Source organism: Smaragdicoccus niigatensis DSM 44881 = NBRC 103563, from assembly GCF_000380645.1.
Lineage (GTDB): Bacteria > Actinomycetota > Actinomycetes > Mycobacteriales > Mycobacteriaceae > Smaragdicoccus > Smaragdicoccus niigatensis.
In genome coordinates this window covers 1029152-1044355 of the sequence record NZ_AQXZ01000019.1, presented here as the reverse complement: position 1 = coordinate 1044355, position 15204 = coordinate 1029152, and the positions used below count along the sequence as shown (strand labels likewise).

The 15204-nt window shown below is 63.8% G+C and carries 11 protein-coding genes; 10 read left to right on the top strand and 1 reads right to left on the bottom strand.

Annotated elements, in window-relative coordinates; translation table 11 throughout:
* Window positions 1–98 precede the first annotated feature (98 nt).
* The 5 genes from F600_RS0125905 to F600_RS0125885 all read left to right on the top strand — a co-directional run bounded on the left by F600_RS0125905 (window position 99) and on the right by F600_RS0125885 (window position 10753).
* Window positions 99–1088, top strand: a complete 990-nt coding sequence (locus F600_RS0125905) for an LLM class F420-dependent oxidoreductase (RefSeq protein WP_026306967.1) — start codon at window positions 99–101, stop codon at window positions 1086–1088.
* 203 nt (window positions 1089–1291) lie between these two features.
* Window positions 1292–2296 carry an ABC transporter ATP-binding protein gene (locus F600_RS0125900; protein ID WP_018163587.1) on the top strand — a complete coding sequence of 335 codons (1005 nt, stop codon included), beginning with the start codon at window positions 1292–1294 and terminating at the stop codon, window positions 2294–2296.
* A gap of 542 nt (window positions 2297–2838) precedes the next feature.
* Window positions 2839–6342: a DNA-directed RNA polymerase subunit beta gene (gene rpoB / locus F600_RS0125895; RefSeq protein ID WP_018163586.1), complete on the top strand. Its 3504-nt coding sequence runs from the start codon at window positions 2839–2841 to the stop codon at window positions 6340–6342.
* Between the two features lie 90 nt (window positions 6343–6432).
* Window positions 6433–10383 (top strand): DNA-directed RNA polymerase subunit beta', encoded by a 3951-nt coding sequence (locus F600_RS0125890; RefSeq protein WP_018163585.1) that lies wholly within the window; start codon window positions 6433–6435, stop codon window positions 10381–10383.
* A gap of 70 nt (window positions 10384–10453) precedes the next feature.
* Window positions 10454–10753, top strand: coding sequence for an antibiotic biosynthesis monooxygenase family protein (locus tag F600_RS0125885; protein WP_040632705.1), 300 nt, complete (start codon window positions 10454–10456; stop codon window positions 10751–10753).
* A gap of 110 nt (window positions 10754–10863) precedes the next feature.
* Here the strand turns inward: F600_RS0125885 and F600_RS0125880 are convergent, their stop codons facing one another.
* Complete coding sequence (locus tag F600_RS0125880) at window positions 10864–11334, bottom strand: SixA phosphatase family protein (protein WP_040632704.1); 471 nt, start codon at window positions 11332–11334, stop codon at window positions 10864–10866.
* 76 nt (window positions 11335–11410) lie between these two features.
* Here F600_RS0125880 and F600_RS0125875 point away from each other — a divergent pair, with 76 nt between their 5' ends.
* The 5 genes from F600_RS0125875 to rpsL all read left to right on the top strand — a co-directional run bounded on the left by F600_RS0125875 (window position 11411) and on the right by rpsL (window position 15203).
* Window positions 11411–12382, top strand: coding sequence for an NADPH:quinone oxidoreductase family protein (locus tag F600_RS0125875; protein ID WP_026306965.1), 972 nt, complete (start codon window positions 11411–11413; stop codon window positions 12380–12382).
* The gene (locus F600_RS0125870) at window positions 12379–12975 is read left to right on the top strand and encodes a DUF3558 domain-containing protein (protein ID WP_018163581.1); all 597 of its coding nucleotides are present in this window, start codon (window positions 12379–12381) and stop codon (window positions 12973–12975) included. Before F600_RS0125875 ends, F600_RS0125870 begins: the two co-directional genes overlap by 4 nt.
* Window positions 12972–13538, top strand: coding sequence for a DUF3558 domain-containing protein (locus F600_RS0125865; RefSeq protein WP_018163580.1), 567 nt, complete (start codon window positions 12972–12974; stop codon window positions 13536–13538). Before F600_RS0125870 ends, F600_RS0125865 begins: the two co-directional genes overlap by 4 nt.
* Window positions 13539–13681: 143 nt before the next feature.
* The gene (locus tag F600_RS0125860; protein WP_018163579.1) at window positions 13682–14464 is read left to right on the top strand and encodes an STAS domain-containing protein; all 783 of its coding nucleotides are present in this window, start codon (window positions 13682–13684) and stop codon (window positions 14462–14464) included.
* A 364-nt stretch (window positions 14465–14828) separates the two neighbouring features.
* A complete protein-coding gene (gene rpsL / locus F600_RS0125855) occupies window positions 14829–15203 on the top strand; it encodes a 30S ribosomal protein S12 (RefSeq protein WP_018163578.1) in 375 nt (124 codons plus the stop codon).
* Window position 15204: the final 1 nt, after the last annotated feature.

Genomic DNA, 15204 nt, shown 5'->3' with positions numbered 1-15204 from the left:
CGGGCGTTTTTGCATTTCCGAAGCACCGCACGGGGTTCGGCGGAAGTCAACCCTTTGGCTCCCTGCGGGTTTTTCGCGGCGTGAGTAGCGTTGTGGGAGTGCAATTCGGAATCTTCATCCCACAGGGCTGGCGCCTTGACCTCGTCGGCGTCGAACCGGCGCAGCAGTGGCCTCTGATCAAGCGCCTCGCGCAGGAAGCCGACGCCGGACCGTGGGATTCGCTCTGGGTCTACGACCATTTCCACACCGTGCCGGCTCCGACGCAGGAGGCAACCCACGAAGCGTGGACGCTCATGGCGGCCTTCGCGGCGTCGACGGAACGTATCCGGCTCGGCCAGATGTGCACGTGCATCGCGTACCGGAACCCGGCCTACCTCGCCAAAGTCGCCGCGACGGTCGATCACGTATCGGGCGGACGCGTCGAGATGGGCATCGGCGCCGGGTGGTACGAGCACGAATGGCGAGCGTACGGATACGGCTTCCCCGGAGCGGGTGATCGACTGCGCGCCCTCGAGGAAGGCGTCCAGATCTTCACGCAGGCGTGGCGCACCGGGAACGTGACGCTTGACGGGCGGTTCTTTCAGGTCGACGGCGCGATCGTGCAGCCATTGCCCCGGCAACCCGGCGGCATTCCGTTGTGGATCGCCGGCGGGGGCGAGAAGAAGACGCTGCGGATCGCCGCGAAGTACGCGCAGTACACGAACTTCGACGGCACGCCGGAGACCTTCGCCCAGAAGTCGGCGATCCTGGCCGAGCACGCCCGCGATCTGGGCCGCGACTTCGACGAGATCATCCGATCGGCGAACTACAACGTGGTGATCGGAGAGACCGAGAAGGACGTCGCCGACAGGCTGGATTGGATCGACGCGCACTACCGTCCGCTCATCTCCGAATCCGAGTTGCGCCGCTTTTCGGGAATGTTCCGGAGCGGGCCACTCGTCGGTACCGTCGAGCAGGTCGTGGAGCAGTTACAGAAATTGCAGGACCTGGGGCTTGCCTATGCGATCACGAACTTCGCCGACCTTGCCTACGACGAGTCGTCGGCCCGCTTGTTCGCGGAGCGGGTGATACCCGAATTTCGCCGCTGAGCGTGCGCCGAACCGGACATTGAACGTGCGACACGGTGTCGCCGCAAGGCAACACGCGTAAATTGCGTCACACTTTTCACAAATCTCCCACCCCCGAATCGCGGAAGCCTGCATATCATGGGAACAACGTGATCCAGTTCACTCACTACTCGGCTGCGTGATTTCTGCAAACGGCCGACCAGATTCAATCGTGGAGGTTCGACATGGGGCTCGAAGTTCGGGTTGAGGGTGTCACCAAGTCGTTCGGTCGCCAGAACATCTGGCAGAACGTCACGCTGACGCTGCCGCCGGGTGAGATCAGCCTGATGGTCGGTCCATCCGGTACCGGTAAGTCGGTGTTCCTGAAGTCGCTCATCGGGCTGCTGATGCCCGAAGAGGGGCACATCTACATCGACAACGTCGACATCACGACGTGCCACCACAAGGAGCTCTACGAGGTTCGCAAGAAGTTCGGTGTGCTCTTCCAGGACGGCGCGCTGTTCGGCTCCATGCACCTCTTCGACAACGTCGCGTTCCCACTTCGTGAGCACACGAAGAAGAGCGAGTCCGAGATCCGCAAGATCGTCATGGAGAAGATGGAGATGGTCGGTCTGACCGGTGCGGAGTACAAGCTCCCCGGTGAGATCTCCGGCGGTATGCGCAAGCGTGCCGGCCTCGCCCGTGCGCTCGTTCTCGACCCGGAGATCATCCTCGTCGACGAGCCGGACTCGGGTCTGGACCCGGTCCGTACGACCTACATCAGCCAGCTGTTCCTCGACATCAACGCGCAGATCGACGCCACGTTCCTCATCGTGTCGCACAACATCAACCTCGCCCGTACGGTGCCCGACAACATCGGCATGCTGTTCCGTCGCAACCTGGTGATGTTCGGACCCCGCGAAGTGCTGCTGACCAGCGACGAGCCGGTCGTCAAGCAGTTCCTCAACGGCCGCATGATCGGGCCGATCGGTATGTCGGAGGAGAAGGACGAAGCGCAGGCTGCACGCGAGCAGGCGCTCGCCGACGCCGGCCACAACACCGGTGGTGTCGAGGACATCGAAGGCATCATTCCGCAGATGACCGCAACCCCGGGTCTGCCGTACCGGCAGGGCCTCGGCCGACGCCAGGAGCGCGTTCGCCAGATCCTGCACACCCTGCCCCCGGCGGCCCAGCACGCCATCATCGAGGACATGAAGGCGACGTCGCAGCCCATGGGTGCCGGGCGCTGATTCGCGCCCACACAGCGGACTAGGGGACCATCGCAGCGAGTGATGCTGCGGTGGTCCCTTCTGCCTGTCGAGGGTTGGTCAAACGGTCTGCCGGACAGCAACAATCACACGCGATAAATGTGAAACGCGGCGCCGGGGCTTGACGCCCGTGGCACCCAAGCGTCACTCTTGTCTCGGGACAAAGGAGTGCCGACGCAACATGAATCCGCAGGCTGCAGTCTGTTTTCTTGCGGTTGTGACGTTGCAGACGCTGAATACGGAAACGCGGCGCGATCGCGTCCGAGCGGTGGTAGTTTTGACTACCCCCTAAATCTTGGTGCCCCGGATTAGACAATGTTCGGGAATCGGTGTAAGTTTGGTCGTTGCGCTGGCTGCCTCCTGTCCACCTCCCGATTTCACTGCCAAAAGCCACACTGTTAGGCCCTAAAAAGCTAGAAGTGTGTTCGCTCGAAGCTTGTTTTCGGTGGGTTCGTTCCGGTTGTAACCAGCGAATCCCTGAACAAAGCAGACAGCGATGATCGCGCTTGCGCGGTCCGCGTGAGGTGCTGGAAGGACGCATCTTGGCAGTCTCTAGCCAGACCAAGGCAGTAGTTGCCGGAATCCCTGGAGCCCCGAAACGGGCATCTTTTGCAAAGATTCACGAGCCGCTCGAAGTACCCGGGCTACTCGATCTCCAGACGGATTCCTTCGAATGGCTGATCGGCGCGCCGGATTGGCGTCAGCGCGCCACGGACCGCGGTGACGATGTCATCAAGGGGGGTCTCGAGGAGATCCTCGACGAACTCTCCCCGATTGAGGACTTCAACGGCCTGATGTCGCTGTCCTTCACGGACCCGCGCTTCGACGAGGTCAAGGCCTCGGAAGACGAGTGCAAGGACAAGGACCTCACGTACTGCGCGCCGCTGTTCGTGACCGCCGAGTTCATCAACAACAACACCGGTGAGATCAAGAGCCAGACCGTCTTCATGGGTGACTTCCCGATGATGACCGTCAAGGGCACCTTCATCATCAACGGCACCGAGCGCGTCGTCGTCTCGCAGCTCGTTCGTTCGCCGGGCGTCTACTTCGACGAGTCGATCGACAAGACCACCGAGAAGGAACTCCACTCGGTCAAGGTCATCCCGAGCCGTGGTGCATGGCTCGAGTTCGACGTCGACAAGCGCGACACCGTCGGTGTCCGCATCGATCGCAAGCGTCGTCAGCCGGTCACCGTCCTGCTCAAGGCCCTCGGCTGGAGCAACGAGCAGATCACCGAGCGCTTCGGCCAGTACGAGATCATGATGTCGACCCTCGAGAAGGACAACATCGCGGGTACGGACGAGGCCCTCCTCGACATCTACCGCAAGCTGCGTCCGGGCGAGCCGCCGACCAAGGAGAGCGCGCAGACCCTTCTGGAGAACCTGTTCTTCAAGGAGAAGCGCTACGACCTCGCTCGCGTCGGTCGCTACAAGCTCAACAAGAAGCTCGGCCTGTCCGAGCCGACGAGCAACACGGTTCTCACCGAGGACGACATCGTCGCCACCGTCGAGTACCTCGTGCGCCTGCACATGGGCGAGAAGATGATGACCGTCCCGGGCGGCGTCGAGGTTCCAGTCGGCACCGACGACATCGACCACTTCGGTAACCGTCGTCTGCGCACTGTCGGCGAGCTCATCCAGAACCAGATCCGCGTTGGTCTGGCTCGTATGGAGCGCGTCGTCCGCGAGCGTATGACCACGCAGGACGTCGAAGCGATCACCCCGCAGACCCTGATCAACATCCGTCCCGTCGTGGCGGCGATCAAGGAGTTCTTCGGAACGTCGCAGCTGTCGCAGTTCATGGACCAGAACAACCCGCTCTCGGGTCTGACCCACAAGCGTCGTCTGTCGGCGCTGGGTCCGGGTGGTCTGTCGCGTGAGCGCGCCGGCCTCGAGGTTCGTGACGTTCACCCGTCTCACTACGGCCGGATGTGCCCGATCGAGACGCCGGAAGGCCCGAACATCGGTCTGATCGGTTCGCTGTCGGTGTACGCCCGCGTGAACCCGTTCGGTTTCATCGAGACGCCGTACCGCAAGGTCATCGGCGGCCAGGTGACCGACCAGGTCATGTACCTGACCGCCGACGAAGAGGACCGCTACGTCGTCGCACAGGCGAACTCGCCGATCGACAACGAGGGCCGCTTCACGGAGCCTCGCGTTCTCGTTCGCCGCAAGGGCGAGGAGACCGGTGAAGTCGAGTTCGTCCCGGCCACCGAGGTCGACTACATGGACGTTTCGCCGCGCCAGATGGTCTCGGTCGCAACCGCGATGATTCCGTTCCTCGAGCACGACGACGCCAACCGTGCCCTCATGGGTGCGAACATGCAGCGTCAGGCGGTTCCGCTGATCCGCAGCGAGGCGCCGATCGTCGGTACCGGCATGGAGCTTCGTGCTGCAGTCGACGCCGGCGAGGTCATCGTCGCCACCAAGTCCGGTGTGGTCGAAGAGGTTTCGGCTGACTACATCACCGTCATGGCAGACGACGGCACGCGCCGCGGCTACCGGCTCAACAAGTTCACGCGCTCGAACCAGGGCACCTGCGCGAACCAGAAGCCGATCGTCGACGAAGGCGACCGCATCGAGCGTGGACAGGTCCTCGCGGACGGCCCCTGCACCGAGAACGGTGAAATGGCCCTCGGCAAGAACCTTCTCGTGGCGATCATGCCGTGGGAAGGCCACAACTACGAGGACGCCATCATCCTCTCGCAGCGCCTCGTGGAGGAGGACGTCCTGACGTCCATCCACATCGAGGAGCACGAGATCGACGCTCGCGACACCAAGCTCGGTGCCGAGGAGATCACCCGGGACATCCCGAACGTCTCCGACGAGGTCCTCGCTGACCTCGACGAGCGCGGCATCGTCCGCATCGGTGCCGAGGTCCGCGACGGCGACATCCTCGTCGGAAAGGTCACCCCGAAGGGTGAGACCGAGCTGACCCCGGAGGAGCGCCTGCTCCGCGCGATCTTCGGTGAGAAGGCGCGCGAAGTTCGTGACACCTCGCTCAAGGTTCCGCACGGTGAGTCCGGCAAGGTCATCGGTATCCGCGTGTTCAGCCGCGAGGACGACGACGATCTGCCTCCGGGTGTCAACGAGCTCGTCCGTGTCTACGTTGCGCAGAAGCGCAAGATCCAGGACGGTGACAAGCTCGCCGGTCGTCACGGAAACAAGGGTGTTATCGGCAAGATCCTCCCCGCCGAGGACATGCCGTTCATGCCCGACGGAACTCCGGTCGACATCATCCTGAACACCCACGGTGTTCCGCGTCGTATGAACATCGGTCAGATCCTCGAGACCCACCTGGGTTGGATCGGTAAGACCGGTTGGAAGATCGACGGCAGCCCGGACTGGGCGAAGAACCTGCCGGCAGACCTCGCTGAGGTTCCGGCGGACACCAACCTGGCCACGCCGGTCTTCGACGGTGCCCGTGAGGACGAGATCACCGGTCTGCTCGCGTCGACCCTGCCGAACCGTGATGGTGAGCGCATGGTCAACGAGGACGGTAAGGCCGTGCTGTTCGACGGTCGTTCGGGTGAGCCGTTCCCGTACCCCGTCTCGGTCGGCTACATGTACATCATCAAGCTGCACCACCTCGTCGACGACAAGATCCACGCGCGTTCGACCGGTCCGTACTCGATGATCACGCAGCAGCCGCTCGGTGGTAAGGCCCAGTTCGGTGGTCAGCGCTTCGGTGAAATGGAGTGCTGGGCCATGCAGGCCTACGGTGCCGCTTACACGCTGCAGGAACTCCTCACGATCAAATCCGACGACGTTGTCGGCCGCGTGAAGGTGTACGAGGCGATCGTCAAGGGCGAGAACATTCCGGAGCCAGGTATTCCGGAGTCGTTCAAGGTCTTGCTGAAGGAACTCCAGTCGCTGTGCCTGAACGTCGAGGTTCTCTCGAGCGACGGTGCAGCCATCTCGATGGGTGACAGTGAGGACGACGAGCTCGATCGCGCCAACGCGACGCTCGGCATCAACCTGTCCCGCAACGAGTCCTCGGCGACCTTCGAAGACCACCTGGCGAACTAGGTTTCGCGAGCCCGGCGGCGCCAGCCGCCGCCGGGCCCCTGTTCTTTCCTGACGCAGAACAACACCCAACAATTGGGGAAAGGAAGTTACGTGCTCGACGTCAACTTCTTCGACGAGCTCCGGATCGGCCTCGCCACCGCTGACCACATCCGCCAGTGGTCCTACGGTGAGGTCAAGAAGCCGGAGACGATCAACTACCGCACGCTCAAGCCTGAGAAGGACGGACTCTTCTGCGAGAAGATCTTCGGTCCTACGCGGGACTGGGAGTGCTACTGCGGTAAGTACAAGCGTGTCCGCTTCAAGGGCATCACCTGCGAGCGCTGTGGCGTCGAGGTGACCCGCGCAAAGGTTCGCCGTGAGCGTATGGGCCACATCGAGCTCGCCGCTCCGGTCACGCACATCTGGTACTTCAAGGGTGTGCCGAGCCGCCTCGGCTACCTGCTCGACCTGGCGCCGAAGGATCTCGAAAAGATCATCTACTTCGCCGCGTACGTCATCACCAAGGTGGATGACGAGGGCCGTCACAACGCCCAGTCGCAGCTCGAGGCCGAAATGGGCGTCGAGAAGAAGGGCGTCGAGGACCGTCGAGACATCGACCTGGCCACGCGTGCCCAGAAGCTCGAGACCGACCTCGCCGAGCTCGAAGCCGAGGGTGCCAAGGCTGACGTCCGCCGCAAGGTCAAGGACGGTGCCGAGCGGGAGATGAAGCAGCTCCGCGAGCGTGCTCAGCGCGAGCTCGACCGCCTCGACGAGATCTGGACGACCTTCGTCAAGCTCGCTCCGAAGCAGCTCATCGTCGACGAACTCATCTACCGTGAGCTCGAAGACCGCTTCGGCGAGTTCTTCACCGGTGCCATGGGTGCCGAGGCGATCGAGAAGCTCATCGAGGGCTTCGACATCGAGGCCGAGGCCGAGATCCTGCGGGAGACGATCCGTAGCGGTAAGGGCCAGAAGAAGCTGCGTGCGCTCAAGCGACTCAAGGTCGTGGCCGCGTTCCAGATGTCCGGCAACTCGCCGATGGGCATGGTCCTCAACGCCGTTCCGGTGATCCCGCCGGAGCTTCGCCCGATGGTTCAGCTCGACGGTGGACGTTTCGCGACGTCCGACCTCAACGACCTGTACCGCCGCGTCATCAACCGGAACAACCGCCTCAAGCGACTGATCGACCTCGGTGCTCCCGAGATCATCGTCAACAACGAGAAGCGCATGCTCCAGGAGTCGGTGGACGCGCTGTTCGACAACGGCCGTCGTGGTCGTGCGGTGACCGGTCCTGGTAACCGTCCGCTCAAGTCGCTGTCGGACCTGCTCAAGGGTAAGCAGGGTCGTTTCCGTCAGAACCTGCTCGGTAAGCGTGTCGACTACTCGGGCCGTTCGGTCATCGTCGTCGGTCCGCAGCTGAAGCTGCACCAGTGTGGTCTGCCGAAGCTCATGGCGCTCGAGCTGTTCAAGCCGTTCGTCATGAAGCGTCTCGTCGACCAGAACCAGGCGCAGAACATCAAGTCCGCCAAGCGCATGGTCGAGCGTCAGCGCGCGGCCGTGTGGGACGTGCTCGAAGAGGTCATCGCCGAGCACCCGGTTCTGCTCAACCGTGCACCGACGCTGCACCGCCTGGGTATCCAGGCCTTCGAGCCTCAGCTCGTCGAAGGTAAGGCCATCCAGCTGCACCCGCTCGTCTGTGAGGCGTTCAACGCCGACTTCGACGGTGACCAGATGGCTGTCCACCTGCCGCTGTCGGCGGAGGCCCAGGCTGAGGCTCGCATCCTCATGCTGGCGTCGAACAACATCCTGTCGCCGGCGTCGGGTCGTCCGCTCGCCATGCCGCGTCTGGACATGGTCACCGGTCTCTACCACCTGACCAAGCTCGAAGAGGGTGCCACCGGCACCTACGTGGCGGCGTCGGGCGACGAGCCGGAGCGCAGCGTGTACTCCTCGCCGGCCGAGGCTCAGATGGCGGTCGACCGTGGCGTGCTCACGATGCGTTCGCAGATCAAGGTCCGCCTCACCGAGCAGCGTCCGTCGGCTGAGGTCGAGGCTGCGCAGTTCCCGGAGGGCTGGACGCACGGTCAGCCGTGGACGGCGTTCACGACTCTCGGTCGCGTGCTCTTCAACGAGCTCCTGCCGCGGGACTACCCGTTCATCAACGAGCAGATGCCGAAGAAGCGTCAGGCTGCGATCATCAACGACCTCGCAGAGCGTTACCCGATGATCGTCGTCGCGCAGACCGTCGACAAGCTCAAGGACGCCGGCTTCTACTGGGCCACCCGTTCGGGTGTCACCGTGTCGATGTCCGACGTTCTGGTGCCGCCGGAGAAGGCCGCCATCATGGAGGCGTTCGAGGCTCAGGCCGACCAGATCGAGAAGAAGTACCAGCGCGGTGCTCTCAACCACACCGAGCGCAACTCGGCACTGGTCAAGATCTGGACCGAGGCGACCGAAGAGGTCGGTAAGGCCATGGAGGCGCACTACCCGGACGACAACCCGATCCCGATCATCGTCAAGTCCGGTGCTGCCGGAAACATGACGCAGGTCCGCTCGCTGGCCGGTATGAAGGGTCTGGTTACCAACCCGAAGGGTGAGTTCATCCCGCGTCCGATCAAGTCTTCCTTCAAGGAAGGCCTGACCGTTCTCGAGTACTTCATCAACACGCACGGTGCTCGTAAGGGTCTCGCTGACACCGCTCTCCGTACCGCTGACTCGGGTTACCTGACCCGTCGTCTGGTCGACGTGTCGCAGGACGTCATCGTTCGCGAGACGGACTGCAACACCAAGCGCGGCATCATGGTCAAGATCGCCGAGCCCACCGCGACCGGACTCGTTCGTGCCCCGCACGTCGAGACCAGCGCGTTCGCTCGGACCCTGGCCGAAGACGCCAAGGACGCAGCCGGCAACGTCGTCGTCACCCGTGGTCACGACCTCGGTGACCCGGCGATCGACGCGCTGCTCGGTGCTGGTGTCACCGACGTCAAGGTTCGCTCGGTCCTGACCTGCACCACCGGCACCGGTGTGTGTGCGGTTTGCTACGGCCGTTCGATGGCGACCGGAAAGCTCGTCGACATCGGTGAAGCCGTCGGTATCGTCGCGGCCCAGTCGATTGGTGAGCCGGGTACCCAGCTGACCATGCGTACCTTCCACCAGGGTGGTGTCGCGGGAGAGGACATCACCGGCGGTCTGCCGCGTGTCCAGGAGCTGTTCGAGGCGCGTATCCCGAAGGGCAAGGCACCGATCGCCGAGGTCGCGGGCCGCATTCGCCTCGAGGACGACGACCGGTTCTACAAGATCACCATCGTGCCGGACGACGGCAGCGAAGAGGTCGTGTACGACAAGCTGTCGAAGCGTCAGCGTTTGCGTGTCTTCAAGCACGAAGACGGTGGCGAGCGTCCGCTCGGCAACGGTGACCACGTCAAGGTCGGACAGCAGCTCCTCGAGGGCTCGGCCGACCCGCACGAGGTTCTCCGCGTCCAGGGTTCGCGCGAGGTCCAGGTGTACCTGGTGAACCAGGTGCAAGAGGTCTACCGCAGCCAGGGTGTGTCGATCCACGACAAGCACATCGAGGTCATCGTCCGCCAGATGCTCCGTCGCGTCACGGTCATCGACTCCGGCTCGACCGAGTTCCTGCCCGGTTCGCTCACTGAGCGGGCCGAGTTCGAATCCTCGAACCGTCGCGTCGTGGCCGAGGGTGGCGAGCCGGCTTCGGGTCGTCCGGTGCTCATGGGTATCACCAAGGCATCGCTCGCGACCGACTCGTGGCTGTCGGCGGCGTCCTTCCAGGAGACCACTCGAGTTCTGACCGACGCGGCCATCAACTGCCGCTCGGACAAGCTCATCGGTCTGAAGGAGAACGTCATCATCGGTAAGTTGATCCCGGCTGGTACCGGTATCAACCGCTACCGGAACATCCAGGTGCAGCCGACCGAGGAAGCTCGCGCAGCTGCGTACGCGGTGCCGTCGTACGACGACACTTACTACAGCCCGGATGGCTTCGGCGTCAGCTCCGGTGTGGCCGTTCCGCTGGACGACTACGGCTACGGCGACTTCCGCTAAGCCACAAGCACGTCAAGAGGCCGCTCATGCGATTGCATGGGCGGCCTTTTGGCGTCAATAAGCTGTGGACATGATCGTCACCGTGTTCCGCTCTCGACTTCGTTCGGACGCCGCTGCGAACGGCTACGACGAGACCGCCGACTACCTCGAAGACAAGGCTCGGACCATGCCGGGATTCGTCTCGATCAAGACGTTCGTGGCCGAGGACGGGGAACGGGTGTCCATCGTCGAATTCGAGAATCTCGAATCGCACGATGTCTGGCGGCGCGACGTCGATCATCGGCGTGGCCAGGAATTAGGTCGGTCGAGTTTCTACGCGGACTACGAGATCTCCGTGTGCGAACGCATCCGGCACGCGCAGTTCCCCTAGAAACACCCCTGCTGGCCAGCTCCACACCAAATTCGACGCTGGTAGGGGTGGTTCTGTGGGTTTGGTGTGCGGATGGCTGGACGGCTCGCAGACGCACCCTGAACTGCCGGCTAGCGCGGCACGTGAAACCGGACGAGATCCCCGGTGCCGGGTCCGATCTCTCCCCAATCACGGTCGAACTCGAGAACGGCGATCGCTGACGTCGGATACTTCTGGCTGATCTCCGCGGCTGCCAGGGAATCTCGATTGTGCGCGAGTTCCCACGCCGTCCACGGAATTCCGGGTGCGTGGCCGACGACGAGGATGGTCTCGGCGGGCTCGACCACCTCGCGTACGAGATCGATGAGCTGATGCGGGCTGCCCCCGTAGATGGACGGCTCGTAGTTGACCGGTGCCTCGATACCGGTCGCGGCGAGCGTCTCCCGCGTGCGGGTTGCCGTGGAGCACAGGACGAGATCGACCTGCGGCTGCGAGGAGCGGATCCAGTCGCCGCCGAGCTTGGCTTCGCGTTGCCCGCGGCCGGCAAGCGGACGGTCGTGATCGTCGACGTCCTCGGGGTACGCGGACTTTCCGTGGCGCATGAGGATGAGAACCCGCTTGGTCACGTGACTAACCGTATGCGCGTGCCGCAGTGAAGGTGTCGGTATGTTCGCATTCATGCGCGCAGTCCAGATTTCCCGGCTCGATGGGCCGGAGGCAGTGGAAGTCGTCGATATTCCGGAGCCGGACGGTGACGGCAAGGTCGTCATCGACGTGGCGGCGGCGGGCGTGGACTTCCCGATCGCACTCCAGACCCGCGGCCTCTACCAGTACAAGCCGAACCTTCCGTTCGTCCCCGGCAACGAGGTCGCGGGAGTCGTTCGGTCCGCACCGGAGGGCTCGGGCTTTGCGGCGGGGGACCGCGTGGCGGCCCTGACGCCATTCGGTGGGGGATTGGCCGAGGTCGTGGCGGTCGACGCTCAGTCGGTGTTCACGATTCCGGAATCGGTCGAGCTGACGAGCGCCGCCGGCCTGCTCTTCAACGACCTCACGGTGCACTTTGCACTGCGCACGCGCGCCCAGTTGCTCGACGGCGAGACCGTCCTCGTACACGGCGCGGCCGGCGGAATCGGTACGTCCACGCTGCGCCTTGCGCCGCTACTCGGGGCGGCGCGGACGATCGCCGTCGTCAGCACCGAGGAGAAGGCGGAGGTGGCGCGGGCCAACGGCGCCACCGATGTCGTACTCACCGAGGGCTGGCTCGCCGCGGTGAAGGGACTGACGGGTGGTCGCGGCGTGGACGTCGTCGTGGACCCGGTCGGCGGCGACCGCTTCACCGACAGCCTGCGCAGTCTGGCCACGGGAGGGCGTCTTCTGGTGATCGGATTCACCGGCGGCGAGATTCCAACGGTTCGCGTGAATCGACTGCTGCTCAACAACATCGACGTGCGTGGCGTGGGCTGGGGCGCATGGCTGTTCACCAATCCCGGCTCCCTCCGCCAGCAATGGGCTGAGGTGGAGCCGCTCCTCGCGTCGGGTCGCTTGTCTGCGCCGAAGCCGATCGTTCGGCCGGTGGCCGAGGCCGCGGCGGCGATCGCGTCGCTGGAGAATCGGACGGCCGCCGGCAAGGTCGTGCTCGCCCTGAGATGAACCTTTGGGCGGTGAGAACCTCCGGGCAGCCACGTCCGGCGATCGGTATTGTCAAGATCGTGGGAAACAGACCGCTTCTCGGCGTCGCGCTCGTGGCAGTGGCGCTTGTCGTGAGCGGATGCTCCTCGACGAAAGATGACACGCCGTCGAGTTCTGGGGCAGGGCCGTCGTCGGCGAAGGTGGCGGCGCTGGGACCGTTCTTCGGCGAGTGCGGCGGCGTGACCGACCAAGAGGTCGCCGATGCCATCGGTGTGACGTCGTTTCCCATCATCACGCGCAACTCGGTGGGCTGTGTGTGGGAGGCGGGCAGCCTCGCCGTCCCGCACGTAAGTTTCTCGTGGTACCGCGGCAGCCCGATCGGCCGCGAGGCGCAAGGGTCGGGCGGAATCGGCCGCACGCCAGAGAAGATCGAGATCGAGGGCCATCCCGGGTTCAAGGGGTTCATTCCGGAGCGGCTGTGCGAAATCGGCGTCCAGTTCGGTGACGACTTCATTCACTGGTCGGTGTCCTACGGTGGATTCACGCCTACGGGCGATGTCTGCGATTCCGCGAAGAAGCTCGCCGACCTGACCGTTGCGAGGGTGCCGAAATGATCGCCAAGCGTGCCTTGTTCGCGGTTGCCCTCAGCGCGGTCGCGTTGACCGGTTGCAGCCAGACCACTGACGGGAAGGCCTATCCGGTCGGCGGAGCGCCCACGCCGACCACGGACGCCTACGTCGCCCAGGGCGACCAGCCCGGCCGCCAGTTCCGCAACCTGCTCACCGAATGTGACACCGTCACCGACGAGGAGATCACCAAAGCTGTTGGTGGCGAAGATATCCAGCGCATCTTCTTCGGTGCGATCTGCCGCTGGGACGTGACCGGATCGAGCGGCAGCATCAAGGTCACGTTCAACTGGTTCGAGAACGGGTCGCTCGAGGTGGAGCGCGCGACGCTCGACAAGCTCAAGTACATCGTCACCGAGACGAACATCCAAGGCCGCAGGGCGCTCCAGGAGCAGCGTCCGAACGATCCGGACTCGTGTGGAGTGACCGCCGGTGCGCCCGACTCCGGGATCATCGGATGGTGGGTGCAGTACGTGCCCGGATTCCCGCACGGTGACCCGTGCGCGGCGGCCACCAAGCTGACCGAACTGACGTTGAATCTCTCGCGCTGAACTGTTTCGGTGTACTTCGACGGATGCTGTTTCAAACGGCTCCGGTGGGGGCATCTCGAAGGGGAACAGGCGGTCCCAGACCCAGCGAGCCCGCGTGCTCTGGAGAGATGCGATACGGGTGATCCGACAACACCTCGCCGCGTATGAAGCCCAAGCCAGAGAAGATGAGCCGGATGAGCGCGTCGGACAGTCTGCTGCGGATCGACCGGCGATGGCTGCTGGGCGGCGCCGTCGTGTTGGAGCCAACCGGTACCCTGGATTCGACGTCGTATCTGAGCCTGCGCGATTCGATCATCAAAGAGTCTGTGGCCGAACCACGTTCGATCATCGTCAACGTCGACCGGTTGGCTGTTCCGGCCCCGTCGGCGTGGGCCGTCTTCACGAGCGCGCGATGGCATATCGCGACCTGGCCGGCGGTCCCGTTGTCGATCGCGGCCAGCGACCCCGAAGTTCGGTTGATCATCTCGCGCAACCGAATCGAGCGGTACGTTCCGTGCTTCGCGACGGTCGAAGATGCGCTGGGTGATTCTCGACGCACGCCGTTCCGTCGTCGGGCCACGGTTCAGTTGTCGAATGGAGTGGCGGGCGGCGTGGTCGGCCGGACGTTGATTCGGGAAGCGCTCGCCATGTGGGACATGGAGGAGTTCACCGCTGTGTGTTGCATCGTCGGCACCCACCTGATCGAGATGACGGCACCGATCACCGAGCTTTCGAGATTTCGCATCGAAGCGGGCCACGATGAGGTCACCGTGGCGATCGACGAGCCGTCAATCCGCGTCCGGGTCCGTCCGGAAACGCCGTCGGGAGCCGAACCGGTGTCCGAAGTCGACTTTCTGACGTCGATGTGCGCATCCTGGGGAACCTTGCCCGACCCCTTCGGGCGGCAAGTTCTCTGGGCAGTGTGCGGCCGTGGCAACCTCGTGTAGCCCGCCGGACGCTAAGTCCAGGGTCCTGTGGAGGCGCGGTTTCCGCGTTCTCACCTGGGGTTCCGTACTTTGGCGGAGTGCCGCACGGATAGCACAGAACCCTGCTTTTGACCGGGATCACTATCGGCGCGTATCGTGGAGCGCTGTGCCCACTTTATGTGGGCAGGATTTGCGTATCACGTAGGCCAGCGAGAGCGGCTGAGTCGTTGAACTCTGCCCTTTCAAAGGCCTTAAGCCATGTCCGACACGCCCGACTGCGGGTGCTGTGTGGTGCGGATGACGTGCAACGCATGGTCCGACCCCACAGACAGCAAGTAAACACAGGCGCTCGCCGCAGGCGGGTGTAAGGAAGAAAGCCGGTCAATTGCCAACTATCAACCAGCTGGTCCGAAAGGGCCGCACCGACAAGACTGCGAAGGTCAAGACCGCAGCCTTGAAGGGCAGCCCGCAGCGCCGTGGCGTGTGCACCCGTGTGTACACCACCACCCCGAAGAAGCCGAACTCCGCGCTTCGTAAGGTCGCACGTGTCCGCCTGACCAGCGGGGTCGAGGTTACGGCTTACATCCCGGGCGAAGGCCACAACCTTCAGGAGCACTCGATGGTGCTCGTCCGTGGCGGTCGTGTGAAGGACCTCCCCGGTGTTCGCTACAAGATCATCCGCGGTTCGCTCGACACGCAGGGCGTGAAGAAGCGTAAGCAGGCCCGTAGCCGCTACGGCGCGAAGAAGGAGAAGGGCTGAA

What these genes read in the sequence shown, in the direction of transcription:
- F600_RS0125870 (WP_018163581.1), top strand. Translation starts at nt 12,379, where the DNA reads ATGAACCTTTGGGCGGTGAGAACCTCCGGGCAGCCACGTCCGGCGATC.
- F600_RS0125865 (WP_018163580.1), top strand. Translation starts at nt 12,972, where the DNA reads ATGATCGCCAAGCGTGCCTTGTTCGCGGTTGCCCTCAGCGCGGTCGCG.
- F600_RS0125860 (WP_018163579.1), top strand. Translation starts at nt 13,682, where the DNA reads ATGAAGCCCAAGCCAGAGAAGATGAGCCGGATGAGCGCGTCGGACAGT.
- F600_RS0125880 (WP_040632704.1), bottom strand. Translation starts at nt 11,334, where the DNA reads ATGCGCCACGGAAAGTCCGCGTACCCCGAGGACGTCGACGATCACGAC.
- F600_RS0125875 (WP_026306965.1), top strand. Translation starts at nt 11,411, where the DNA reads ATGCGCGCAGTCCAGATTTCCCGGCTCGATGGGCCGGAGGCAGTGGAA.
- F600_RS0125885 (WP_040632705.1), top strand. Translation starts at nt 10,454, where the DNA reads ATGATCGTCACCGTGTTCCGCTCTCGACTTCGTTCGGACGCCGCTGCG.
- F600_RS0125900 (WP_018163587.1), top strand. Translation starts at nt 1,292, where the DNA reads ATGGGGCTCGAAGTTCGGGTTGAGGGTGTCACCAAGTCGTTCGGTCGC.